The organism is Caloramator sp. Dgby_cultured_2 (genome assembly GCF_028872215.1).
Classification (GTDB): Bacteria; Bacillota; Clostridia; order Clostridiales; family Caloramatoraceae; genus Caloramator; species Caloramator australicus.
The window spans coordinates 1212530-1234219 of the sequence record NZ_CP118396.1; the positions used below are offsets into that span (position 1 = coordinate 1212530).

The following is a 21690-nucleotide window of genomic DNA, read 5'->3' on the forward strand; positions in this document are numbered from 1 at the left end:
AAATTATTTAAAAGTTCAAACATCGGAAGCATTATAGATAAAACCAAAAACCTACATGCACTGATATGATAATTATGATTATAGGATTTATAATATTTACTAACGATTTTAGTCTTTTTAAAATCTCTGCATTTAAAAAATTCGATATATTTTTCAGTGAATCTTCCAGTTCACCAGTTTCCTCACCAACTGAAATTAATTCAATAAAAAACAAAGGAAAAGTTCTACTTATATTGAAAGCTTCTGATATACTTTTCCCCAGTTTAATGTCATTTATTGCTCCTTCAACATCTTCATACATAATTAGGTTCCCTATAAGTTTTTTGATGATTCAAGAGCTTCTATAATGGAACCTCCACTTTCTAATATTAAAGCTAAACATTTTGTGAATCTTGATATTTCTAAATTAGTTTTTATATCTTTATATAAAGGGACACTTAACATAATCCTGTGATAAAACATTTTTATCCTTTTGTTCCTTACAATGGACAAAACAAAAATGCCAAAATCATAAAAGCAAAACCTAAAATAAAATAATAAAAAATTTTGTTAAAATAAATTGCATATTTTGTTATTTGCGGCAACTCTTTAATATTAAGTTCACGGAATAAAACAAAAAATTTAGGAATTACTTGTTTGGAAATAATTAAAAAGGCAACAAATGATGTCGATAGTAAAAATATAGGATAATAAATGGCTTCCTTAAGTTTTGCTTCAAAATTGTATTCTTCTTCATAATAGCTAGAAAGTTCTAAAAAATTTGCTCAAGTTTTCCTGTATTTTCACCAATTTTTATTAATTCAATTACAAAGTCAGGGAAGCATCCAGTAAGTTTCATTGACTCGCTCAAACTATTTCCAATAGCTATATATTGAAAAATATTATTAAGAATATTATTGTATTTTCTATTCCTCAAAAACCTTTTAATATATTGATACCTTTAACTAAATTAATTCCTGAAGATATAACAAAATAAAAGCATCTAAATAAATTTGACAAATCACGTTTTGAAAAGCAAAAAGTTTTTATATTAACAGAACCCCCTTAAGGATTTTATTCTTTAATTCAATCCTAAGGGGTAGCATAAAAAACACCTCTTTATAGTCTCATTAATCTTTCCATAATATCCCTATCTACAGCATGGGTTAAAGCGTCTTCTTGTGATATCAATCCTTTTTGTAAAGTTCAACCAAAGATGAATCCATAGTCTTCATTCCATATTTTCCACCGGTTTGAACTACAGAATCTATTTGATGCGTTTTCCCTTCTCTAATTAGATTTCTCACTGCAGGAGTTGCAACCATTATTTCCATAGCACAAACTCTTCCGGAAGCATCAGCTCTTGTTATAAGCTGTTGAGAAATAACACCCTCTAATACAGCTGCAAGTTGCACCTTTATTTGCTGTTGTTGATGGGGTGGAAAAACATCAACTATTCTATCTATAGTTTTTGAAGCTCCAATGGTATGGAGTGTTGATAATACCAAATGTCCAGTTTCTGCAGCGGTAATTGCTATTGATATAGTTTCAAGATCCCTCATCTCGCCAACCAAAATAACATCAGGGTCTTCCCTTAGGGCAGCCCTTAGTGCACTTGCATAGGATTTTGTATCATAGCCAATTTCCCTTTGATTAACAATGCTTTTTTATGTTTATGTAAATATTCAATAGGATCTTCCAATGTAATGATATGGCAATTACGGGTATTGTTAATTTCGTTTATCATTGCTGCTAATGTTGTAGATTTTCCACTTCCTGTTGGTCCTGTGACCAATATCAATCCTCTTGTTTTTGTGCAAAGTTCTTTTAAGACTGGAGGCATTCCTAATTTTTCAAGGGTTGGAATCTGAAGAGCAACTATTCTAATCGCCAGTGCATCGCTCCCTCTTTGTTTAAAAACGTTTATTCTAAATCTTCCAACACCTTGAATAGAGTAGGATAAATCTATTTCACCATTTTTTATATAATATTCATACTGATTTTCATTTAAAATGTGTTTAACAAATTGTTCCGTATCCTTAGGAGTTAACTTTTCTTCACCTATATGTTGTAGAACACCATTAATTCTAAAGGTTGGTGGAATACCAACAGTTATATGAATATCTGATGCTTCAAGTTCAACAGCCTTTTTAGCAATTCATCTACACTAAGCAATGTCCATTCCCCTTAATCATATAAATAAGCTATTTTTAAATATTCATCAAAGGTTGTAATCCCTTGGACAACAAGCGTTTTGCAATACTCTATTAAATTTTTATAATCTGAGCATGTTTCTTTTATTTTTGTCTCATTAAAATTGTTTGCAATAACCTCCCTTTGTTTTTCTTTAATCTGCAAAAGTTCAAAAATACCAATTCGGCCCTTATAACCAGTAAAATTACATTCTCTACATCCTTTAGCCTTATAAATATTTTGGTCCCACCCCAAAGTCTTCATTTCAAAATTTGAAGGCTTATATTCTTCTTTACAATTAGGGCAAATTTTTTTACAAGTCGTTGTGAAATTATAAGATTAATTGCTGAAGCTAATAAATATGGCTCTATTTTCATTTCTAGTAATCTAGTTATAGTTGTAAAAACATCATTCGTGTGAAACGTAGAAAGAACTAAATGTCCTGTAACTGCTGCTCTAACTGCAATCTCTGCAGTTTCCTTATCTCTTATCTCACCTATCATTATAACATCCGGATCCTGCCTTAAAATAGCCCTAAGTCCCGTTGCAAAATTGAGCCCTGCCTTTGGATTAACATTTATTTGATTAATACCATCAACAGAATATTCAACTGGATCTTCAATCGTCATAACATTAAGGCTTTCCTTATTTAATAACTTTAAAATAGAATATAAGGTCGAGGATTTACCGCTACCTGTTGGACCCGTAACTAAAATAATACCATTACCTTTGCTTAATGCACCAAGTAAAATTTTTTATGTTCTTCTGCCATACCTATTTGATTTAAATCTAATATTTTAGATTCCCTATATAAAATCCTTATCACAATTTTTTCAGAATAACAAGTAGGGATTGTTGAAACCCTTAAATCATAATTTATTTCATTTAATTTAACAGAAAATTTTCCATCCAATGGAATCCTCTTTTCTGCAATATCCATGTTTGCAAGGAACTTAATCCTGTTAGTAATTAAATTATAAGCTTCATAGGATATTCTTAAAATCTCGTTAAGTTCTCCATCAATCCTTATTCTTACTCGTGCATATTTTTCAAAGGGCTCAATATGAACATCGCTAGCATTCTTAAAAACTGCATACTCTATTATCCAATCAAGTAAATTAGAGGCGGATGTTAAGTCATAATATCGGTTTTTGGATAAAAAATTGGTAGTAGATTTTATTTTTAGTTTTAATATCTCCTTTTGAGAAAAATTTTCTAAATCTTTAATCACTATTTCACTTGAATTTTCATTCACACCTAAAACCATTCTATTTTCATTTACATATAATGGAATAATATTGTTATTTTTTAATATAAAATGTTCTCTTTGAAGAATATCATCTAAATAAAACAAATCTAAACTTATTCCATCAAGAACTTCCATTTTATCACCTGTAAAAATTTTCTTATTATAATTTTTACAGGTTTTTACATTTTTAAAACATCTTTATTAAGAATTTCTATTATTTTATCTGCTAATTTAATATCTAAATTTGTTCCATTCCAAACTTCCTGAGCCTTTATCGCCTGGTAAACCAGCATTGCCATTCCATTATAGGAAGGAATATTAAATTGTTTTGCCCATTTCATTAGGATTGTTTCCTTTGGATTATAAATTAAATCATAAACAATACTAAAATTAGCAATGATGTCTCTTTCTATAGGTAAAATATCCAAATCCGGATTCATACCTAATGGAGTGCAATTGATTAAAATATCCCCTTTTCCTTTCTTTGATAGCTCATAATAATCAATAAGTTCCACATCCAGATCCTTTTTATTTTTTTGTTCCTTGTTACAGCAATTATTTTCTTTGAATTTAAATCCTTTAGGGCTTGAATAACAGCCCTTGATGCTCCACCTGTTCCTAAAACATAAACTATCTTATTTTTAACATCGATGTTATATTTTGACAATGAACTAATAAAGCCAAAATAATCTGTATTATAACCTATAGAATATCCTTCCATAAACTTTATCGTATTAATTGAGCCTATATTTTTAGCTTCCAACGATAATTCATCAACCAATTCCATAGTTTTTATTTTATATGGAATAGTTACATTGATACCCTTTATTTTTAATATTTTAAATCCTTCAAAGGCTAAATTTAACTTATCCTCTTCAACTTCAAATAAACAATATAATCCATTGATATTTAATTCTTTTAAAATAATGTTATGTATTATTGGCGAAAAGCTATAACCAAGTTTTTGCCTAATAGCCCATAAATTTCATTCATCTTTCATTATCTCCTTTGAATAGTTTAAGCTATTCCTTATTTTCCCTTCAACCTTTCTTATTATTTTTGTCGTAATAAATTCTTTTTTTCTGTAGGATCTACTAAAATAGTTATAATCCCGCACCTTTTGGCACCTAAAACATCAGTATAAATCTGATCTCCTATACAACAGGTTTCATTAGGTTTTGAATTTAATATCTTTAATGCCCCTTCAAACATTTTTTTCATAGGTTTAATTCCAAAAGCTGAATAATATTCTATATCAATATCTCCTTTAAACCTTGTTATTCTCCTTTTAGAGCTATTAGATAAAAGGCATACTTTAAAACCTTCATTCACAAGATAATTTAAAAGTTCCTTTGCTCTTTCATCTGGATTCTTTGCTCCCCAATACATTAATGTATTATCTATATCAACAATTAACGATTTTATTCCTATTTTTTTAGTTTAGAAAAATCAATTGAATAAATACTTGGAACATAAAAATCCGGTCTTATATCCCTTAACATACAGCACCCCATAATATAGTATTCACATATATTATACATGTAGTGAATATTAATATAAAGTTTTTTTTAGAAAATTTTACATAAAAAGAGCATTCCAGATTTTCTGAAATGCCCTTAAACCTTCATAGCCTTTGCAAGTTTTTTAAGAGCCCTTTTTTCTATTCTTGAAACATACGACCTTGATATCCCAAGCATTTTAGCAATTTCCCTTTGTGTTAAAGGCTCTCCTGATATTCCATATCTCAATTCGATTATTATTTTTTCTTTTTCATCTAAAATTTTATTTATAAGGGTCTTTAGTTTTTTGTTGAAATCTTATTGTCTACTTCATCGACTATTTTTTCACTATCTGTTCCTAATATATCAATAAGGCATATCTCATTGCCTTCCTTGTCAACTCCGATTGGATCTTGAAGGTAGACTTCAGATTTTGCTTTTTAGTGCTCCTTACATGCATTAAAATCTCATTTTCTATACACCTTGCTGCATAGGTTGCAAATCTGCTTCCCTTTGCCTTATCAAAAGTCTCAATCGCTTTTATAAGACCAACTGTTCCTATGGATATCAAATCATCAGAATCCTTTGGATTAGGGTTAAACTTTTTAATGACGTGGGCAACTAATCTTAAATTGCGAGTTATAAGTTCGTTTTTGCCTTCTGATCACCCTTTTTATAAGCTAAAAATAATTCCCTTTCCTCCTCCTCTGTAAGGGGCTGTGGAAAAGACTTGCCATTCGTTAGATATCCAATAAAATTTTCTGTAGTTTCAATAATTAGAAGAATAATTTGCAGCAACAAAGTTTCACCCCCAGGTGGCTATGTATTATAATATGCCAACTGGAGGGTATTTGTTACTAATTTTTCGCTAAAATTTGTTTTATTTTTGCTATTAATATATCTATTGCTACCTTATTATATCCACCCTCTGGTATTATAATATCCGCATATCGTTTTGTTGGCTCAACGAATTGCATATGCATTGGGCGAACAACATTCATATATTGATCTATTACCGAATCTATTGTTCTTCCTCTTTCCTTAATATCCCTTTGAATTCTTCTAATGATTCTAACATCGGCATCGGTATCCACAAATATTTTAATATCTAATAAATTTCTAATTTCTGGTTCTGCCAATATAAGTATCCCTTCCAATATAATTATATCCTTTGGTTCAACCCTTATAGTTTCTTTCTTGCGATTATGGACCTCAAAATCATACATTGGCTTTTCTATTGCTTCCCCATTAAGAAGCATTTTAAGGTGTTTTACTAAAAGTTCTGTATCAAAGGCATCGGGATGGTCATAGTTGGTCTTCTTTCTCTCTTCTAATGTTAGGTGACTTTGATCCTTGTAGTAGGAATCTTGTTCAATTACTGCTATACTTTCTCCTGGCAGACTATAAAATATTTCATTTGCAATAGTGCTTTTTCCTGAACCAGTTCCACCTGCAATTCCAATTAATATAGGTCTACTCATCTTTATCCCCTTTCTCTTTAACCAACATATCATATGGTTTTAATTTTTTATCCGTTTTTATTTTATATATCATCTGTGGATGGGGAGTAGAATCTATTTCTTCTCCATCAACATTCCACATATGCTCCAATGTTAAGGTAAAATTGTCACCCTTTGGAGTTAAAATTTCAACCATATCACCCTTGAATATTTTATTTCTTTGTTCTATTGTAGCTACTTTGCTATTTTCATCGTAATCAACAACAATTCCAACAACATCATGGGTTCTTATATATGAAGATGTTGAATAAATTTGCCTTTGTGGTTTGCCAAAATAAAAACCAGTAGAAAATTCCCTATGGCTTGCCTTTGAAACCTCTTCAAACCACTTAGGATTAAATTTATAATTATCCTTATCCTCAAGATAAGCATCAATTGCTTGTCTATAAGCTTTAACAACCGTTGCTACATAATAGGAACTTTTCATTCTACCTTCTATTTTAAAGCTTGTTATTCCACTTTCAACTAGTTCAGGGATGTGTTCTATCATGCACAAATCATTAGAATTTAATATATATGTCCCACGTTCATCTTCAAATACTGGGAAATACTGCCCGGGTCTTTTTCTTCAACTAAATAATATTTATACCTACAGGGGTGAGCGCAAGCTCCTCTGTTGGCATCTCTGTAGGTCATATAATTTGATAAAAGGCATCTTCCTGAATAGGATATACACATCGCCCCATGAACAAATGCTTCTAGTTCTAAGTCCTTTGGAGCCATTTTTCTTATTTCCTTTATTTCCTTTAAAGATAACTCCCTTGCAAGAACTATCCTTTTTGCTCCTAGCTTATACCAAAACTCACAGGTTTTATAGTTTGTATTGTTTGCCTGAGTGCTTATATGAACCTCCATATCAGGTGCAACTTCCTTTACTATTGAAAAACACCTGGATCTGAAACTATTATAGCATCTACGCCTATATCATTTAAAGTCTTTATATATGTAGGCATACCCTTTAAATCATCATTATGAGCAAAAATATTAACTGTAACATAAACCTTTGCACCATGTTCATGGGCAAATTTTAGTCCTTCCTTCATATCCTCAATATCAAAATTATCCGCCATAGCTCTAAGGCTATAGGCTTCACCGCCTATATAAACCGCATCTGCTCCATATAGAACCGCAACCTTGAGCTTTTCAAGATTTCCAGCTGGTGCTAAAAGTTCTATCTTCAACATTACACCTCCTTAATCTTAAGGCTTATTGCAAGCCCATCCCCTATAGGAAGAACTACAGTATCTAAATTAGGATGATTCGATATCGCATCAAGATATCTTCTAAGTCTTTTAACTATTGTAATTTTTCTTCTTTTTACAAGTTCATTTGTTGCTATCATTCCCCTAAATAAAACATTGTCAGATATTAGCATCCCGCCATCTTTTAAAAGCCTTAGACAATCAGGTAAAAAATGAATATAATGCCCCTTTGCAGCATCTAAGAAAATAAGGTCGAACTCGCCTTCAAGCTTTGGCAAAACCTCACCTGCTTCACCAAAAATTATTTTTATTCTATTATTAAGGTTTGCTTTGTTTATATTTTCCATTGCTTTATTTAGCATAGTTTCGTCTCTTTCTATGGAAGTGATTTTGCAATCTTCAGATGCCTTTGCCATTAGAATGGCAGAATAACCTATTGCAGTTCCAATCTCTAAAATATTCTTAACATCATTTCCTTTTATTAATATCTTCAAGAGCTGTCCAACTTCCTTATGGATTATTGGAACACTATTTTTGCTGCATAATCTTCTAATTCAAGTAGTATTTCATCCTTTTGTTGTATTAACCCTCTAATATAATCTTCGACATAGTCATGAACTATACTACTCATTTTTCCCTCCATGCAATATAAATACTTATATATATTTTAACACAACTTAATTGCAAATATTTTGTTGAAATTTGTTGATATTAACTTTTTAAATTATAGCACTTAATTTTATTTAACTCAAGCAGCAAAGGCTAATAAATAAAAGGAGTAGATGAATTAACCTACTCCCTAATGATTCTAATCTATCTTTTAATCCTTTCAAAAACCGTTAATAGCATTAAGCCTAAAATTCCTGCAGTAACAAACTCACCAAATCCAATTGTCCCAACTGTAATCCAATAGGGGCTAATGCCCTTTATTTTCACTTCCTCTCCAATAAATTGTTGAACCCATATTGCAACTATAAAGGCATTTAAGAAGATAGGTGGCAGCACGGCAAGATATTTATTAGGCATTTTTGAAGTTAAATATGCTGCAAGTAACGTTGTTAAACTTCCAAAAACAATGTCCACCCATCCTAACCCACCGAAATAATTAGCAAAAATGCATCCGACAAAAAGTCCAGGAATAGCTGCAGGTTCAACAAAAGGTAATACAGTCAGGGCTTCTGAAATTCTAAATTGAACAGGACCATAGGATATCGGCATCAAAAATATCGTAAGCACAGCATAAACTGCAGCTATTATCCCTGCCTTCGTTAAATATTGAATTCTTCCCCTATCCATGACAACCTCCATATTATAAGTTTGGATTTAAATCAATTCCAATTGTATCAGTAATTATCTTAAAAATATCCTGCCATAAGGTTAAAAATCTCATTTCAGCTTCTAAAAATTCTTTGACCTCTGGATTTAAACTAATAATATTAGATAAACTTTCAAAGGTCTTCATCTGCTCTTCGCTAGGTTGTTTACCTTGAAGCTGAATAGAGTAAATTTCAAATTGCATTTTTCTTAGGTCTTCCACCATTTTTTGTATTTTTCATTTGAGTTGATCTTGTCAAGGGCTTTTTGTAGTTTACAACTTCAGGCGTATCTTTAAGTTCCCTTGCAAATTCGTGAACTTTGTCATAAATATACAAAGAAACCACCCCTAAAGTAAAATTTATATTTCCATAATTATAGGTAATATCATTGGTTTTCTCTTAGTCTTTTCATATAGAAAATCCCTTAAAATATCTCTTATATTTGATTTTATTGTAGCCCATTCAGTAATTTGATTGCTTAGACATTCATCTATTGCTTTTTTACTAGTTTTTGCCTCTTCAATAAGGTCCTCCGACTCTCTTACATAAACAAATCCCCTTGATATAATATCCGGTCCTGCTAAAATTTTTCCATTTGATCTGTCGATGGTAACAACAACAGTTAAAATTCCATCTTGAGATAAATGCTTTCTATCCCTTAAAACTATGTTTCCAACATCTCCAACTCCAAGGCCATCAACAAGAACCTGGCCTGCTGGGATATTACCATTTAATTTTGCTCCATCTTTAGTAATTTCAAGAACCTGCCCTATCTCAGCAATAAATATATTTGATCTATCCATTCCTAGTTTTTCTGCTAAAAAGGCATGCTGTTTTAAGTGCCTAAATTCACCATGAACAGGCATAAAATATTTGGGCCTTGTAAGGGTATGGATAAGTTTCAATTCCTCTTGGCAAGCATGGCCAGAAACATGAACATCAGCAAGGGATTGATAATAAACATTAGCTCCCTTTTTAAATAATTGATTTATCACTCTTGAAATTAATTTTTCATTACCAGGAATAGGAGTTGCTGAAATAATAACAAGGTCTCCCTCTTTTATTTCAACCTTCTTGTGCTCAGAAGTCGACATCCTTGCAAGGGCCGACATTGGTTCCCCTTGACTTCCCGTTGTTAAAATTACTATTTGTTTATCGTTATATCTGTTTATATCATCAATGCTAATTAAAAGCCCCTCTGGTATGTCAAGATAACCAAGGGCATAGGCCACCTCAACGATATTTTCTACGCTTCTTCCCGATACCGCAAGCTTTCTATTGAATTTATAAGCAGAATTTATTATCTGTTGAATTCTATGAACATTTGATGCAAAGGTTGCAACTATAATCCTGCCCGTAGCCTCTTGGAATATGTTATCAAAGGTCTCTCCAACAACCCTTTCAGACATCGTATAACCTGGTCGTTCAACATTTGTGCTATCAGCAAGTAGTAAAAGAACTCCCTTTTTTCCCAGTTCAGCAAATCTTGCAAGATCCATAGTTGCCCCATCAATTGGTGTATAATCTATTTTAAAATCTCCAGTATGAACTATTGTCCCAAGGTTTGTATGGATGGCCAATGAGCATGAATCTGCAATGCTGTGGCAGTTTCTTATAAATTCTACCTTCATAGTATCAAGCTCCACAATATCCCCTGCGGTCACAACCCTCAAATCAGATGTGGTTAAAAGCCCATGATCCTTAAGCCTTGTTTCAACAATTCCAAGGGTTAATCTTGTTCCATATACAGGAACGTTTAACTGCTTTAAAATATAAGGAAGTCCACCAATGTGGTCCTCATGACCATGGGTTAAAAATATACCCTTAACTTTGTCTTTATTTTTAATTAAATACGAAACATCAGGAATAACAACATCTATTCCGAACATTTCTTCTTCTGGAAACATAAGACCACAATCTATAACAATTATCTCATTTTTATATTCAATCATGGTCATATTTTTCCCTATTTCATTAACTCCGCCCAATGGAACAATCTTTAGTTTATCTTTTTTGTCAAGCAAATTCCCTCCTTTGTATCCGACATAACTTCTATATGTATTTTACCACAAAATCCAAAATATATATAATCATTATGTTAAAAAATAAAGCATGAAAAGCTGTCAAGCAGCTTTCATGCATTTTACTTGCACCTTTTACAATAACCGTAAAACTTAACATCATGGTTTTCTATTGAGAAATCATATTTCTTTGATATCCTATCCTCCAAAACCTCTAATAAGTCATCCTCCACCTCTTCAATTGCGCCGCACTTTAAACAAATTAAGTGGTGATGTTGATGATCCTCTGTGTTATGGACCAATTCATATCGACTAACACCATCATCAAAATTCATTTTATACAGAATACCCATTTTTTCAAGAAGCTGAACAGTTCTATATACAGTTGCTAAACCTATTTCTGGGCATTCCATTTTTACTTGATCATAAATTTCCTCTGGCGATAAGTGTTTTCCTTCATTATCAATTATGACATTTAAAATTGCTCTTCTTTGTGGCGTTAATTTATAACCTCTTTCCTTTAAATCTTGTTTTAGTTTTTCTGTTTCTTCCTTTGTCATCATTATAATAACACCCCAATGAAAAATTTTCATTAGTTAAATTTTACATTGGTTATTCTTTATTGTCAATAGAATCTCAATTGAAAAAGTTATTTTTTATCCTTTTTAGCCAAACTGCACTTGGAACAATTGCCGCTGCAGTTAAAGCAAGAAATTAATTTTGTCCTACACCTTGGGCAAATGACAGAATCTTTAACAACATATCCACAGGTTGAACATTTTATTTCCATAACATCACCTTCATATTAAAATAAGTGCTAATATTCCACCAACTAAAAATGCCATGATAAAGCTTCCTATCCAAATTGATAATGCCTCCTGTTTACTCCTTTCCTTAAACATTACTATTATAGAAGCAATGCATGGAACAAAAAGAGTAATAGTAACAAGTGAAACCACCGTCTGTTCAGGAGTTAAAACTAAATCCGTAAGGCCTGCAGCACCAAAATCTCTTCTTATTATACCCATTATAAATGCGTTAGCAGCTTCCTTTGGAAGTTTTAAAATATTAACTGTAAATGGTGCAAAGAAGTTTTGAATATAGAGTAATAAATTTGTTTCATTTAAAAGCGTTATAATTAATGCACCAAGAGCAAATAACGGAGTTGCTTCCTTTAAAAACATCCAAGTTTTAGTCCACGTCTTTTTAAGCACATTGGAAAGTCTTGGCATTCTTACTGGTGGCAAGTCTATAAACAAATGGGATGATTCTCCAGGCAACAATTTGTTTAAAATCGTTCCTGTTAGTGCAAATACTATAAATATAGTGGTCAAGTATATTAATAGATATTTCGCTCCAAGTGGTGCTATCATCCCAGCAATAACACCAAGCTGTGCAGAGCATGGAATAGTAAGCCCTAATAGTGCTGTTGCAATAATTTTTCCCTTCTTGTTCCTAAAAGCCTTGTTGTGATCGTTGCCATTGTTATGCATCCAAAACCAAGTATTATAGGTATTATTGCCCTTCCATTTAAACCAAAGAAGGATAATACTTTATCAGTTAAAGCTGCAATTCTTGGAAGATAACCCGAATCCTCAAGCAATGACATAAAGAAATAAAAAGCCACAACAAGGGGCATTAAAAGACCTAATACATAGGTTGGAGTTAAAGTAAATAATCCAAATTCCCTGCAAAGGCTCTAAATAATACGCTATTTTCCCCAAATAAGTTAGAAAATATATTTTTATAAATGGTTCATAGTAGCCCTGCATTATAGTCTCTTCCGTTATCCCAACTATAGTTCCAGCAACAAACACTCCTATAACTTTATATATAACATATAAAACCGCAATTAAGAGAGGAATGCCTGTAATTGGGTTTAACATAAAGTATCCTATTTTTGTCTTATCGTGCTTCTATCATAATCTTTTAGGACTACCTTTGAAACAATATCATCAACCCTCTGTCTTCTTAACCTATAAATTTCCTCTCTAAGATTTAGAGGTTCTAAATTATAGTTATTCAGCATCTCCTCATCATCTTCTAAAACCATCAAAGCTTCACTTTGCAATTGAACCTTATCCTTTATTCCTTCTATATATTCTAAAATCTTTGGATGTGTCCTTCCTACCTTAGCATCATAAATTCTTTTCTTAACTTCATCTATTCCCTTGCCTTGAATAGCAACAGTTGGAATTACCGGAACACCTAAAATTTCACTTAATTTATCTACATCAATCTTGATCCCATTTCTTTCCACATCATCCATCATATTAAGAGCAACTATTAATGGTTTTCCCATATCGATAAGTTGTAAAGTTAAGAATAAGTCCCTATCTAAATGAAGTGCATCAACTACATTTAAAATAATATCGCCATATATAATAACATCTTTTGCAACTCTCTCTTCATCATTAAAAGACGAGACACCATATACACCTGGTGTATCCATGACAACGTCTTTACCAAATTTTCCATGGGAGATATCAACTGTCGTTCCCGGAAAGTTTGAGACATCTACATACATCCCTGTTAATGCATTAAAAAACACAGACTTTCCAACATTTGGATTTCCTGCAAGGACTATTTTTTTAGCTCCCTTAGGTATTTCAATCTTTAATCCTTCACAGCAGTTCATACATGTCCTCCTTTAAGTTAATTTAGAACATCGATTTGAATTTTTTTGCAAGTTCCCTTCCCACAGCTATCTCCTGCAATCTGTTTCCAATTATAATGGGCCCAAAGGGTATTTTAGCCGAACACTTTACATTAGCACCTTCATATAGCCCTAATCTTATGGCTTGAACTCTTATGTTATCATCAAGTATATTTTTAATAATTATTTTCTGACCAACCCTTGCCTTATCCAAAGTCATAAGGCCACCTCCATATTTTTGTAAATGATTTTTATTCTCACTATTATTATACAACGGGTGATAATGATTGTCAATATTACAATATTTTTTAAAATATTAATTTCATAATCCTACAAACGTTTATTTTTAATCATCTATAAGCCCTCTTGAATTCTTCAGCGGACTTAAAAATACTTTAGTAACGGTCTGATTTATTTTTATGATTTAAACAAAATAAAGGTGAGCAAACCTATTATCTGCCCACCTGAATTTGAACATAGAACCAAATTAAAAGGTAGGTAAATACCTACCTTAATTAGAATTCATCTTCTTCGTCATCTTCGAATTCTTCAAAATCTTCCTCTTCCAACCATTCTTCATAAGCCTTTGCAACTTTATCGAACTCTTCATCATCCTCTATAGCTGCTAAAGTTCCTTCTCCATTTTCATCCTCATCATATCTTAAAACAACAGCTTCATCATCTTCTGAATCTAGAGGATAAAGGACATAGTATAGTTTATCATCAACTTCTAAAGATGTGATAATCTCGAACTCTGTTTCAACGCCGTTTTCATCAGTTAAAACAACTATGTTTTCATGTTCATGATCGTGATGATGTTCATGTGACATAATTAACACCTCGTTTCATTTAGTATATTGTTATTTTAAGATTAAATGAAATTTTTGTCAACTATAATTTTCTATTTCTATCTAGATATGTCTGAAGAATAAAGGTTGCAGCAAGAGCATCAATAACTCCCTTTCTTTTTTCTTGAAAGATCTGCATCAATAAGAACCTTTTCTGCGGCCATGGTGGTAAGCCTTTCATCCTCATATATCAATTCAATATTTATTTTTTCCAAAAGCTTTTCACAAAAATTCATAACTTTTTGTCCTGATTCGCCTAACGTTCCATTCATGTTCTTTGGAAGACCCACCACCACCTTTTCTACTTGAAATTCATTGATTATTTTTATTATTTCCTCCACATCGTTTTTAATACTTTTTCTTTCTAATGTTTTTAAACTTTGGGCAGTCCATCCTAATGGATCGCTTAGGGCAATTCCTATCCTTTTTCTCCAATATCAAGTCCTAAGATTCTCACTCTTTTTCCTCCTTAAATTATTTTTAAACAAAAGTTCTTACAATATGCAGAACAATAACCACAAAGAAGGCATTTTTCTCTGTCACAAAATAGTTTGCCCCTTTAACATAAAGGGCATCATTAGGGCAATTTTCAACACAATTTCCACATGCCTCACACCATTCTTCTATATGCAATCTTCTTCTTTTATTTTTTAATTTTTCCTTTAAATCTTCATCAACTTTTTTCCCTTCAAACCTTTGAACATTAGCATAGACCTCTTCAATGCTTTGCATTCCAACTGCAATAGAATGGACATATGGAAAGTTTAAAACAAAATTAAAAGCCTCGTCCACATTCTTTATTAGATTACCTCCACCAAGAGGTTTCATTGCAATTATTCCCTTTCCACTATTATAAGCCTTTTTATGGCGGCAATCATATCTTCAATAGTTCCATCGATTATTCCAAGACCTTTTTGTTGAAAATAGGATGAACTATATCAACTTCTTCCATTTCTGATATTGCCTCCACAACCTCTACAGCATGGGTAGATACTCCAATAGCTTTAATAACGCCAGACTTTTTAGCATCTACTAAACATCTTAAGGCATCCTTGTGCCCCTTTAAAGTTAACCTACTTTCCTGTTCATGAAGCATAAATATCCCAAGGGATTTAACACCCATTTCCTTTAATGCCTCATTAATGCTGTCCTTCATTCCATCATAGGTGTAATCATAGGATTTGCTTGAAATAATAATTTTATCCCTATCATCAAACATTTCAAGAGCCCTTTTTATATAAGAATATGTTTTATAAAGTTTTGCAGTATCTATAATATTTACGCCAAGCTCAAAGGCCTTTAATATAATTTTTGCACCCTCTTCAATGGGTAAATTTGCCTGCAAAGGACCTATAGTCAAACTTCCAAAGCATAACTTAGATGCATTAATATCGGTATTTCCAAGTTTTATATATTCCATATAATGCCCCCTTAAAAGCAAAAATTTAGCATGCAAGACATCTTGCATGCATTACCTTTCAAGATATGCCCTTAAAAGCTCCTCCAAAAGCTCATCCCTTTCGATTTTCCTAATTAAAGACCTTGCATTCTTAAAACTTGTAATATAAGTTGGATCACCAGATAGTATATATCCTACAAGCTGATTTATTGGATTATAACCCTTTTCCTTTAAAGCGGCATAAACTTCAGTTAAAACCTCTTGAACTTTTGTATTTCCCTCAAGATTAAATTTAAACTGCATAGTGCCTTCCTTATTCTCAGCCATCCAAACCACACCCTTCTTATGTGACTGTGAAAAGATACTTATATAAATATTTTCCAATGTTTATTATAATTATACCAAATAAGGATAATAAATCAATCATAATATAGAAAGTTTATAATTTTTTTAACTCCTCCAAAATAAGTGGAATAAAATTTTTCTTTGCAGCTTCTACAGTATTTCCTCCAAAAAGTTTGTTCCAGGGCAAGATTTTGTGGTCCCCTTTCCGTTTAATCTTTTTCCAGTTTCTAGATCAAACCAGTGGTGATATACTATCGTATCGGTGCTTGGTGTTAACTTGTATTTTTGCATAGCAGAGCATTTACAAATATAATGCTCTTTTTTGTTCTTCCGTCATCTTATCCCCGCCTATATCAAAATTTCCGACGCTTTCTATACAAATTCCATTTTCATTTGCCCCCTTTATGCAGGCAGGCGGAATATCAAGAGGCCTACAGATTGCAATCAAACCGTCTGGAAATATTGTAATGTTTTGCCCTATCTCATTAAATCCCCTTGAAAGGTGGCTTCTTTCCATCCCCTCTAAAAGTCTGAAATGATTATTTTTAAATTCCTTATAGCTTGGAATATAGGTATGGTGATTTTGAATTAACTTAATTATCCTTTTTACTTTAAGTTTTAAGATATATTCTTTAAACTCCTCTCTATTCATAAGAATAAATTTCCCCTGCTGTTTCATTATCTCATCCCCTTTTAATTCTTCTTATCTTATTTTATGAATAATGATGTCATTTGGAGACGAAAATAATTAAACCAAAATCCAATTTATAATATATAGTATCTTAAAGAACAATTTTCATACATTGTGAATATTATGGAATATAATACTATATTATGGAAGAAGATATTAAATGGATTTTAATCTTTATATTCCGATATATATTAATAAAAATCTGATCTTAGACTATATTCTGTCCTCATTAATGGTTATATTGACAGCCGTGAAGAAATTCTCTTATCAACTTCCCTTTTACTCAAGCTGTCCCAATTGCCATGTATATCTAATGCCTATAGCAATTTACAAAATAATAAAGGGTAGGATTTTAAGCATCCCACCCCATCAATTATCTTTGTGCTTCATATTGTCTTAGAAGCTTTATGAATAATTCAGGAACCTTTGCCATGTTTTCTGGTGATTCTACGAATGAAATTCTAAATTGTGTAGTTCCTGGATTATATTCACCTTCTTCAACATTGTAGAATCCCTTCATAGGTGCTACTAATAAAGTTGTTTCAACTCCATCTATTATAGCTGAACCTTTTTCTGCACAATAGAGGACAAAATCTATTGAATCAAATCCTGGCTTTACAACATTTCTAACGTCAATTACCAAATATATTGAAGCATCTGGACTGGAAATAATTAAATTAGGCTCTAGCTTTTTGAATCCATTGTATACGTTTATAATTTGTTCCTTGTAATAATCTCTAATGCTCTTGCACCAACCTAATATTTGTTTCTTAGATTCATGGGCAAGTGCTCCAAATATATATTGTCCTATTACGTTAGCACATAGGTTTGCAGTATATTCTGCTACAGCACGATTATGGAATTCATAATTATCAGTAATTATTGCTCCGATTCTTAAGCCGCATGCATTCCATACCTTTGATGCAGTTTCTATGCTTATTCTTCTTCCTTCTATTCCAGGAACCTCTGCATCAGTTACTCCCCATATGCTTACCAATTTAGTATCTTCTGTATAGTAAAGTTCACGATATGCTTCGTCGCTAATCATCCACATGTTATATTTTACACATAATTTAGCTAACTCAATAAGGGTTTCATAATCATAAAGTTGCCCTGTAGGATTATCATATGGTATAACAAGAAGTGCTCCTGGGTTATGTTCCTTAATCATTTCTTCAATTTTGTTTATTTCTGGTAGACTAAATTTTCCATTTTCATCCAAACTACGTTTTACTGTAACGATTTTTCTTCCTATTCTTTCTGCAAAGGAAATATAATTAGTATAAGCTGGGTCAATCATAAGTAGCGGTCTTTCATCTGAACCTGCTGGGCCGCATACGCCTAATAAAACAATTTCCATCGCAGCAGAGCCACCATCAGTTATCTGAACATAAAGCTTGCTTGTATCAAATCCTTCTGCCTCAAGTATATTTTTAAAGGCATCCTGAGTTTCTTTAAAACCGACAGTAGTTGAATATCTTATAACACCCTTTGCAAATGGGCTTTCAGGTGCATCAAGTGAAAACATTCTTTTCATCATCGCTGGGTTTGTTGGTAGAGAAACATTACCAATACCAACGTTAATAACAGCTTGAGGTTTAACTTTTCTTTCTTCATATTTCATCTGTGCTAATCTAACATCTGACGGCGTTCTTGATTCAAAATGAGCAGATAAAACCGGTTTACTCATTTTAAAAGCTCCCTTCTATAAATATTTTTAATTATTCAGATTTTTATCCCAATTATTATTTTAACACTATTTTTTACTCATTTCTACTAAAAAACTTAAACTATCATTAAACAAAGCACATAATTTTTCTTTTCTTTGTCAAAAATTAAGAGGCTGCAAATGCAGCCCCTTTACTATTTAACCATATCCTCCACCAATTTATAAACAGCATCCAATGCTTCATTAACCTTTGATTTATCCTTTCCACCAGCTTGAGCCATGTCCGGTCTTCCTCCACCGCCGCCACCTGCTACTTTTGCTACTTCTCTTATTATATTTCCTGCATGAACTCCCCTTGTTACTGCATCCTTTGTTGCCATAGCAACAAAGCTCACCTTGTCATCCTTTGTTGAAGCAAGAACAACAAGACAAGTCTCAATCTTTTCCTTTAATTTATCTCCAAGTTCCCTTAAGGCATCTACATCTAAATCGAAGCTTGCAGTTATTACCTTTACTCCTTTAATTTCCTTAGCATCGTTTACAAGATTCATTGCAGCATCCTTTGCAATTTTTGATTTTAAAGCTTCTATCTCCCTTTCCTTTTCCTTAAGATCTTGAAGGAGTATTTCTGTTCTTCTTGGAACATCCTTTACATTACTCTTTAATGTAAAGGCAACATCCCTTAACATATTTTCAAGGGATTCAATATATTTTAGTGCACCCTTTCCTGTTACAGCTTCAATTCTTCTAACTCCAGCTGCAACTCCTCCCTCAGAAATAATCTTAAATAAGCCTATTATAGCTGTATTTGAAACATGGGTTCCTCCACAAAGTTCCATGCTGTATTCACCAGCTTTAACAACCCTTACAACATCAGCATACTTTTCATCAAACAGAGCTGTCGCTCCCATCCTTCTAGCTTCATCTATTGAAGTTTCAATAGTTTCAACAACAAGGGATTCCATTATTTTATCATTAACTATATTTTCTATTCTTCTCAAGTCTTCAGATGAAATAGCTTCAAAGTGAGTAAAGTCAAACCTTAATCTATCTGGCGCAACTAAAGAACCTGCCTGATTTACATGACTTCCAAGAACATCCTTAAGGGCTTTATGAAGTAGATGGGTTGCTGTGTGGTTTCTTGCAATATCCATCCTTCTTGCCTTGTCAACAATCGCAGTAACTTCACTTCCCTTTTCAATTTTACCTTCTAAAACCTTACCCTTATGGACTACTTTATTGTTTGCCGTTTTCCTTGTATCTTCAACTTCTACTTTAAACCCTTCGCCTTCTATTATTCCCGTATCTCCAACCTGTCCTCCCATTTCTGCATAGAAGGATGTTCTATCAAGGATTATTTCTACTTTATCTCCCTTTTCTGCAAAATCAATTATGTTACCGTCTTTAACTAAAACCAAAACCTTACCCCTTGATATAGTGTTATTATATCCTTCAAATACAGTGTTGATGTCAGCAGGTAAAGTCATATAAACATCAATATCTGTTCCCATATAATTTGTTTCTTCTCTTGCAGCTCTTGCCCTTTCCTTTTGAGCCTCCATTTCCCTATTAAAGCCCTCAAGGTCTATATCCATTCCGCTCTCCTGTAAAATTTCAAGTGTAAGTTCTATAGGGAATCCGTAGGTATCATAAAGCTTGAAGGCCTTTTCGCCATCCAGAATATTTTTATTTTCCTTCTTAAGTTCATCGATATATTCCTCTAATATATTCATTCCTTGATCTATCGTTTCATCAAATCTTTCCTCTTCAACCTTTAAAACCTTCTTTATGTATTCCTTCTTCTCTTCAAGTTCTGGATATGCATCCTTTGAGTTTTGGATAACGACATCGCTTATTTCCCAAAGAAAGGCCCCTTCAATTCCAAGAAGTTTTCCATGTCTTGCTGCTCTTCTTAAAAGCCTTCTTAATACATATCCTCTTCCTTCATTTGATGGCAATACTCCATCAGAAACCATAAATACAACGCTTCTTATATGGTCGGTAATAACCCTTACGGAAACATCCTTCTTATCGTCGCTGCCGTATTTATAATTTGCAACTTCGCAAACTTTATTTAAAATATTTTTCATGGTGTCTATTTCAAATATGCTATCTACACCCTGCATTATAGTTGCTATTCTTTCAAGGCCCATTCCTGTATCTATATTTGGATTTTTTAGTCTATGATAATTTCCTTCTTCATCCTTGTCAAATTGGGTGAATACAAGATTCCAGAATTCAACAAATCTATCACAGTCACATCCTACTCCGCAGGTTGGCTTACCGCAACCCTTATCTTCTCCTCTGTCAAAGTAAATTTCTGAACATGGGCCGCAAGGACCAACTCCAATTTCCCAAAAGTTATCCTCCTTGCCCATTCTTACAATTCTTTCTGCTGGTATTCCAACCTTCTTGTTCCATATTTCAAAGGCTTCATCATCATCCTGATATATAGTAATCCATAATCTTTCCTTTGGTAGTTTCAAAACCTCAGTTACAAATTCCCATGCCCATGGTATAACTTCTTCTTTAAAATAATCGCCAAAGGAAAAATTACCTAGCATTTCAAAAAAGTGGCATGCCTTGCAGTTTTACCTACCCTTTCAATATCACCTGTTCTTATGCATTTTTGACAAGTAGTTATTCTCCTATTTGGTGGAACCTCCTGTCCTGTAAAATATGGTTTTAATGGTGCCATACCTGCATTGATAAGCAAAAGACTCTTGTCATTCTTTGGAATCAATGAAAAGCTTGGAAGCCTAAGATGGCCTTTACCCTCAAAGAAGGATAAATACTTTTCCCTTATCTCATTAACTCCCATATAATTCATAATATCACCTCCTAAAAAACTATAGCAAAAACCTTCGTCCCTAAAGGGACGAAGGTTAACTTCGCGGTACCACCCTAATTACCGAAATGGTCACTCATTTGGATAACGGCAAAGCCGTCTCTGCCTACTTAAGTTCGGCAGGAAGCTCCGAGACTGCTTCCACATCCCCTTGTAAAGGCTTGCACCAACCGCCTTCTCTCTAAAATCAAAAAGGATGTATACTCCTTCCCTTCACAGCCTTTATAATATTACTAATTAACATTATATAGAAAA

25 protein-coding genes, 8 pseudogenes and 1 other annotated feature are annotated in these 21690 nt (G+C 32.7%); all 33 genes and pseudogenes read right to left on the bottom strand.

What is annotated here, in order from left to right:
• Positions 1 to 31: 31 nt before the first annotated feature.
• The 33 genes and pseudogenes from PWK10_RS08335 to alaS all read right to left on the bottom strand — a co-directional run bounded on the left by PWK10_RS08335 (position 32) and on the right by alaS (position 21417).
• Positions 32 to 301: a type II secretion system F family protein gene (locus PWK10_RS08335; protein ID WP_274767978.1), complete on the bottom strand. Its 270-nt coding sequence runs from the start codon at positions 299 to 301 to the stop codon at positions 32 to 34.
• A 450-nt stretch (positions 302 to 751) separates the two neighbouring features.
• The gene (locus tag PWK10_RS19690; RefSeq protein WP_446715358.1) at positions 752 to 928 is read right to left on the bottom strand and encodes a type II secretion system F family protein; all 177 of its coding nucleotides are present in this window, start codon (positions 926 to 928) and stop codon (positions 752 to 754) included.
• Positions 929 to 1098: 170 nt separating this feature from the next.
• Positions 1099 to 2137: pseudogene (locus PWK10_RS08340) on the bottom strand (type IV pilus twitching motility protein PilT).
• A 29-nt stretch (positions 2138 to 2166) separates the two neighbouring features.
• Positions 2167 to 2924: pseudogene (locus PWK10_RS19695) on the bottom strand (GspE/PulE family protein).
• Complete coding sequence (locus PWK10_RS08355; protein WP_274767980.1) at positions 2906 to 3556, bottom strand: GspE/PulE family protein; 651 nt, start codon at positions 3554 to 3556, stop codon at positions 2906 to 2908. Before PWK10_RS08355 ends, PWK10_RS19695 begins: the two are co-directional and overlap by 19 nt.
• Positions 3557 to 3600: 44 nt before the next feature.
• The gene (locus tag PWK10_RS08360; protein WP_274767981.1) at positions 3601 to 3936 is read right to left on the bottom strand and encodes a shikimate dehydrogenase family protein; all 336 of its coding nucleotides are present in this window, start codon (positions 3934 to 3936) and stop codon (positions 3601 to 3603) included.
• On the bottom strand, positions 3882 to 4208 hold the full coding sequence (locus tag PWK10_RS08365) for a shikimate dehydrogenase family protein (RefSeq protein WP_274767982.1): 327 nt from the start codon (positions 4206 to 4208) through the stop codon (positions 3882 to 3884). Before PWK10_RS08365 ends, PWK10_RS08360 begins: the two co-directional genes overlap by 55 nt.
• Positions 4209 to 4394: pseudogene (locus tag PWK10_RS18530) on the bottom strand (shikimate dehydrogenase); the annotation flags it as partial.
• A gap of 80 nt (positions 4395 to 4474) precedes the next feature.
• A complete protein-coding gene (locus PWK10_RS08375) occupies positions 4475 to 4852 on the bottom strand; it encodes a YqeG family HAD IIIA-type phosphatase (protein ID WP_342455738.1) in 378 nt (125 codons plus the stop codon).
• A gap of 185 nt (positions 4853 to 5037) precedes the next feature.
• Positions 5038 to 5718, bottom strand: a pseudogene (gene sigK, locus PWK10_RS08380) (RNA polymerase sporulation sigma factor SigK).
• A gap of 59 nt (positions 5719 to 5777) precedes the next feature.
• Complete coding sequence (gene udk / locus PWK10_RS08385) at positions 5778 to 6401, bottom strand: uridine kinase (protein WP_274767983.1); 624 nt, start codon at positions 6399 to 6401, stop codon at positions 5778 to 5780.
• The gene (locus PWK10_RS19700) at positions 6394 to 6693 is read right to left on the bottom strand and encodes a U32 family peptidase C-terminal domain-containing protein (protein WP_446715359.1); all 300 of its coding nucleotides are present in this window, start codon (positions 6691 to 6693) and stop codon (positions 6394 to 6396) included. Before PWK10_RS19700 ends, udk begins: the two co-directional genes overlap by 8 nt.
• Before the next feature lie 66 nt (positions 6694 to 6759).
• A pseudogene (locus tag PWK10_RS19705) lies at positions 6760 to 7295 on the bottom strand (peptidase U32 family protein); the annotation flags it as partial.
• A gap of 20 nt (positions 7296 to 7315) precedes the next feature.
• Positions 7316 to 7621 (bottom strand): peptidase U32 family protein, encoded by a 306-nt coding sequence (locus PWK10_RS19710; RefSeq protein ID WP_446715312.1) that lies wholly within the window; start codon positions 7619 to 7621, stop codon positions 7316 to 7318.
• Positions 7622 to 7623: 2 nt separating this feature from the next.
• Positions 7624 to 8273 (bottom strand): annotated as a pseudogene (locus PWK10_RS08395) (O-methyltransferase).
• A gap of 182 nt (positions 8274 to 8455) precedes the next feature.
• Complete coding sequence (locus PWK10_RS08400) at positions 8456 to 8938, bottom strand: QueT transporter family protein (protein ID WP_274767984.1); 483 nt, start codon at positions 8936 to 8938, stop codon at positions 8456 to 8458.
• 13 nt (positions 8939 to 8951) lie between these two features.
• Entirely contained in the window at positions 8952 to 9161 is a 210-nt protein-coding gene (locus tag PWK10_RS08405; protein WP_274767985.1) for a YlbF family regulator, read from the bottom strand.
• On the bottom strand, positions 9151 to 9294 hold the full coding sequence (locus tag PWK10_RS08410) for a hypothetical protein (protein ID WP_274767986.1): 144 nt from the start codon (positions 9292 to 9294) through the stop codon (positions 9151 to 9153). Before PWK10_RS08410 ends, PWK10_RS08405 begins: the two co-directional genes overlap by 11 nt.
• 23 nt (positions 9295 to 9317) lie before the next feature.
• Positions 9318 to 10982, bottom strand: coding sequence for a ribonuclease J (locus tag PWK10_RS08415; RefSeq protein ID WP_274767987.1), 1665 nt, complete (start codon positions 10980 to 10982; stop codon positions 9318 to 9320).
• Between the two features lie 119 nt (positions 10983 to 11101).
• Positions 11102 to 11542: a Fur family transcriptional regulator gene (locus tag PWK10_RS08420; RefSeq protein ID WP_274767988.1), complete on the bottom strand. Its 441-nt coding sequence runs from the start codon at positions 11540 to 11542 to the stop codon at positions 11102 to 11104.
• 237 nt (positions 11543 to 11779) lie between these two features.
• Positions 11780 to 12472 carry a nucleoside recognition domain-containing protein gene (locus tag PWK10_RS18535; RefSeq protein WP_342455651.1) on the bottom strand — a complete coding sequence of 231 codons (693 nt, stop codon included), beginning with the start codon at positions 12470 to 12472 and terminating at the stop codon, positions 11780 to 11782.
• On the bottom strand, positions 12397 to 12588 hold the full coding sequence (locus PWK10_RS18540; RefSeq protein ID WP_342455652.1) for a nucleoside recognition domain-containing protein: 192 nt from the start codon (positions 12586 to 12588) through the stop codon (positions 12397 to 12399). Before PWK10_RS18540 ends, PWK10_RS18535 begins: the two co-directional genes overlap by 76 nt.
• 285 nt (positions 12589 to 12873) lie before the next feature.
• Positions 12874 to 13617, bottom strand: a complete 744-nt coding sequence (locus tag PWK10_RS18545) for a FeoB small GTPase domain-containing protein (RefSeq protein ID WP_342455653.1) — start codon at positions 13615 to 13617, stop codon at positions 12874 to 12876.
• A 22-nt stretch (positions 13618 to 13639) separates the two neighbouring features.
• Positions 13640 to 13855: a FeoA family protein gene (locus PWK10_RS08430; protein WP_274767989.1), complete on the bottom strand. Its 216-nt coding sequence runs from the start codon at positions 13853 to 13855 to the stop codon at positions 13640 to 13642.
• A 295-nt stretch (positions 13856 to 14150) separates the two neighbouring features.
• Complete coding sequence (locus PWK10_RS08435) at positions 14151 to 14465, bottom strand: DUF1292 domain-containing protein (RefSeq protein WP_274767990.1); 315 nt, start codon at positions 14463 to 14465, stop codon at positions 14151 to 14153.
• 61 nt (positions 14466 to 14526) lie between these two features.
• Positions 14527 to 14940: pseudogene (gene ruvX / locus PWK10_RS08440) on the bottom strand (Holliday junction resolvase RuvX).
• Positions 14941 to 14963: 23 nt separating this feature from the next.
• Positions 14964 to 15311, bottom strand: a complete 348-nt coding sequence (locus PWK10_RS18550; RefSeq protein ID WP_342455654.1) for a 4Fe-4S binding protein — start codon at positions 15309 to 15311, stop codon at positions 14964 to 14966.
• Between the two features lie 70 nt (positions 15312 to 15381).
• Positions 15382 to 15903 (bottom strand): aldo/keto reductase, encoded by a 522-nt coding sequence (locus tag PWK10_RS18555; protein WP_342455655.1) that lies wholly within the window; start codon positions 15901 to 15903, stop codon positions 15382 to 15384.
• Positions 15904 to 15954: 51 nt separating this feature from the next.
• On the bottom strand, positions 15955 to 16209 hold the full coding sequence (locus tag PWK10_RS08450) for an IreB family regulatory phosphoprotein (protein ID WP_274767991.1): 255 nt from the start codon (positions 16207 to 16209) through the stop codon (positions 15955 to 15957).
• A 168-nt stretch (positions 16210 to 16377) separates the two neighbouring features.
• Positions 16378 to 16518: a hypothetical protein gene (locus tag PWK10_RS08455; RefSeq protein WP_274767992.1), complete on the bottom strand. Its 141-nt coding sequence runs from the start codon at positions 16516 to 16518 to the stop codon at positions 16378 to 16380.
• Positions 16519 to 16528: 10 nt separating this feature from the next.
• A complete protein-coding gene (locus PWK10_RS08460) occupies positions 16529 to 16906 on the bottom strand; it encodes a peptidoglycan recognition protein family protein (RefSeq protein ID WP_274767993.1) in 378 nt (125 codons plus the stop codon).
• Positions 16907 to 17291: 385 nt separating this feature from the next.
• Positions 17292 to 18608 (bottom strand): pyridoxal phosphate-dependent aminotransferase, encoded by a 1317-nt coding sequence (locus PWK10_RS08465; RefSeq protein ID WP_274767994.1) that lies wholly within the window; start codon positions 18606 to 18608, stop codon positions 17292 to 17294.
• Between the two features lie 173 nt (positions 18609 to 18781).
• A pseudogene (alaS, locus tag PWK10_RS08470) lies at positions 18782 to 21417 on the bottom strand (alanine--tRNA ligase).
• Positions 21418 to 21458: 41 nt separating this feature from the next.
• Positions 21459 to 21661, bottom strand: a binding site (T-box leader).
• Positions 21662 to 21690: the final 29 nt, after the last annotated feature.

Coding starts and splice junctions, on each gene's coding strand:
- PWK10_RS08335 (WP_274767978.1), bottom strand. CDS start 301: ATGTATGAAGATGTTGAAGGAGCAATAAATGACATTAAACTGGGGAAA.
- PWK10_RS08355 (WP_274767980.1), bottom strand. CDS start 3,556: ATGGAAGTTCTTGATGGAATAAGTTTAGATTTGTTTTATTTAGATGAT.
- PWK10_RS08365 (WP_274767982.1), bottom strand. CDS start 4,208: ATGGAATTGGTTGATGAATTATCGTTGGAAGCTAAAAATATAGGCTCA.
- udk (WP_274767983.1), bottom strand. CDS start 6,401: ATGAGTAGACCTATATTAATTGGAATTGCAGGTGGAACTGGTTCAGGA.
- PWK10_RS08400 (WP_274767984.1), bottom strand. CDS start 8,938: ATGGATAGGGGAAGAATTCAATATTTAACGAAGGCAGGGATAATAGCT.
- PWK10_RS08405 (WP_274767985.1), bottom strand. CDS start 9,161: ATGCAATTTGAAATTTACTCTATTCAGCTTCAAGGTAAACAACCTAGC.
- PWK10_RS08420 (WP_274767988.1), bottom strand. CDS start 11,542: ATGATGACAAAGGAAGAAACAGAAAAACTAAAACAAGATTTAAAGGAA.
- PWK10_RS18535 (WP_342455651.1), bottom strand. CDS start 12,472: ATGCATAACAATGGCAACGATCACAACAAGGCTTTTAGGAACAAGAAG.
- PWK10_RS18540 (WP_342455652.1), bottom strand. CDS start 12,588: ATGTCATTGCTTGAGGATTCGGGTTATCTTCCAAGAATTGCAGCTTTA.
- PWK10_RS18545 (WP_342455653.1), bottom strand. CDS start 13,617: ATGAACTGCTGTGAAGGATTAAAGATTGAAATACCTAAGGGAGCTAAA.
- PWK10_RS08430 (WP_274767989.1), bottom strand. CDS start 13,855: ATGACTTTGGATAAGGCAAGGGTTGGTCAGAAAATAATTATTAAAAAT.
- PWK10_RS08435 (WP_274767990.1), bottom strand. CDS start 14,465: ATGTCACATGAACATCATCACGATCATGAACATGAAAACATAGTTGTT.
- PWK10_RS18550 (WP_342455654.1), bottom strand. CDS start 15,311: ATGAAACCTCTTGGTGGAGGTAATCTAATAAAGAATGTGGACGAGGCT.
- PWK10_RS18555 (WP_342455655.1), bottom strand. CDS start 15,903: ATGGAATATATAAAACTTGGAAATACCGATATTAATGCATCTAAGTTA.
- PWK10_RS08450 (WP_274767991.1), bottom strand. CDS start 16,209: ATGGCTGAGAATAAGGAAGGCACTATGCAGTTTAAATTTAATCTTGAG.
- PWK10_RS08455 (WP_274767992.1), bottom strand. CDS start 16,518: ATGCAAAAATACAAGTTAACACCAAGCACCGATACGATAGTATATCAC.
- PWK10_RS08460 (WP_274767993.1), bottom strand. CDS start 16,906: ATGAAACAGCAGGGGAAATTTATTCTTATGAATAGAGAGGAGTTTAAA.
- PWK10_RS08465 (WP_274767994.1), bottom strand. CDS start 18,608: ATGAGTAAACCGGTTTTATCTGCTCATTTTGAATCAAGAACGCCGTCA.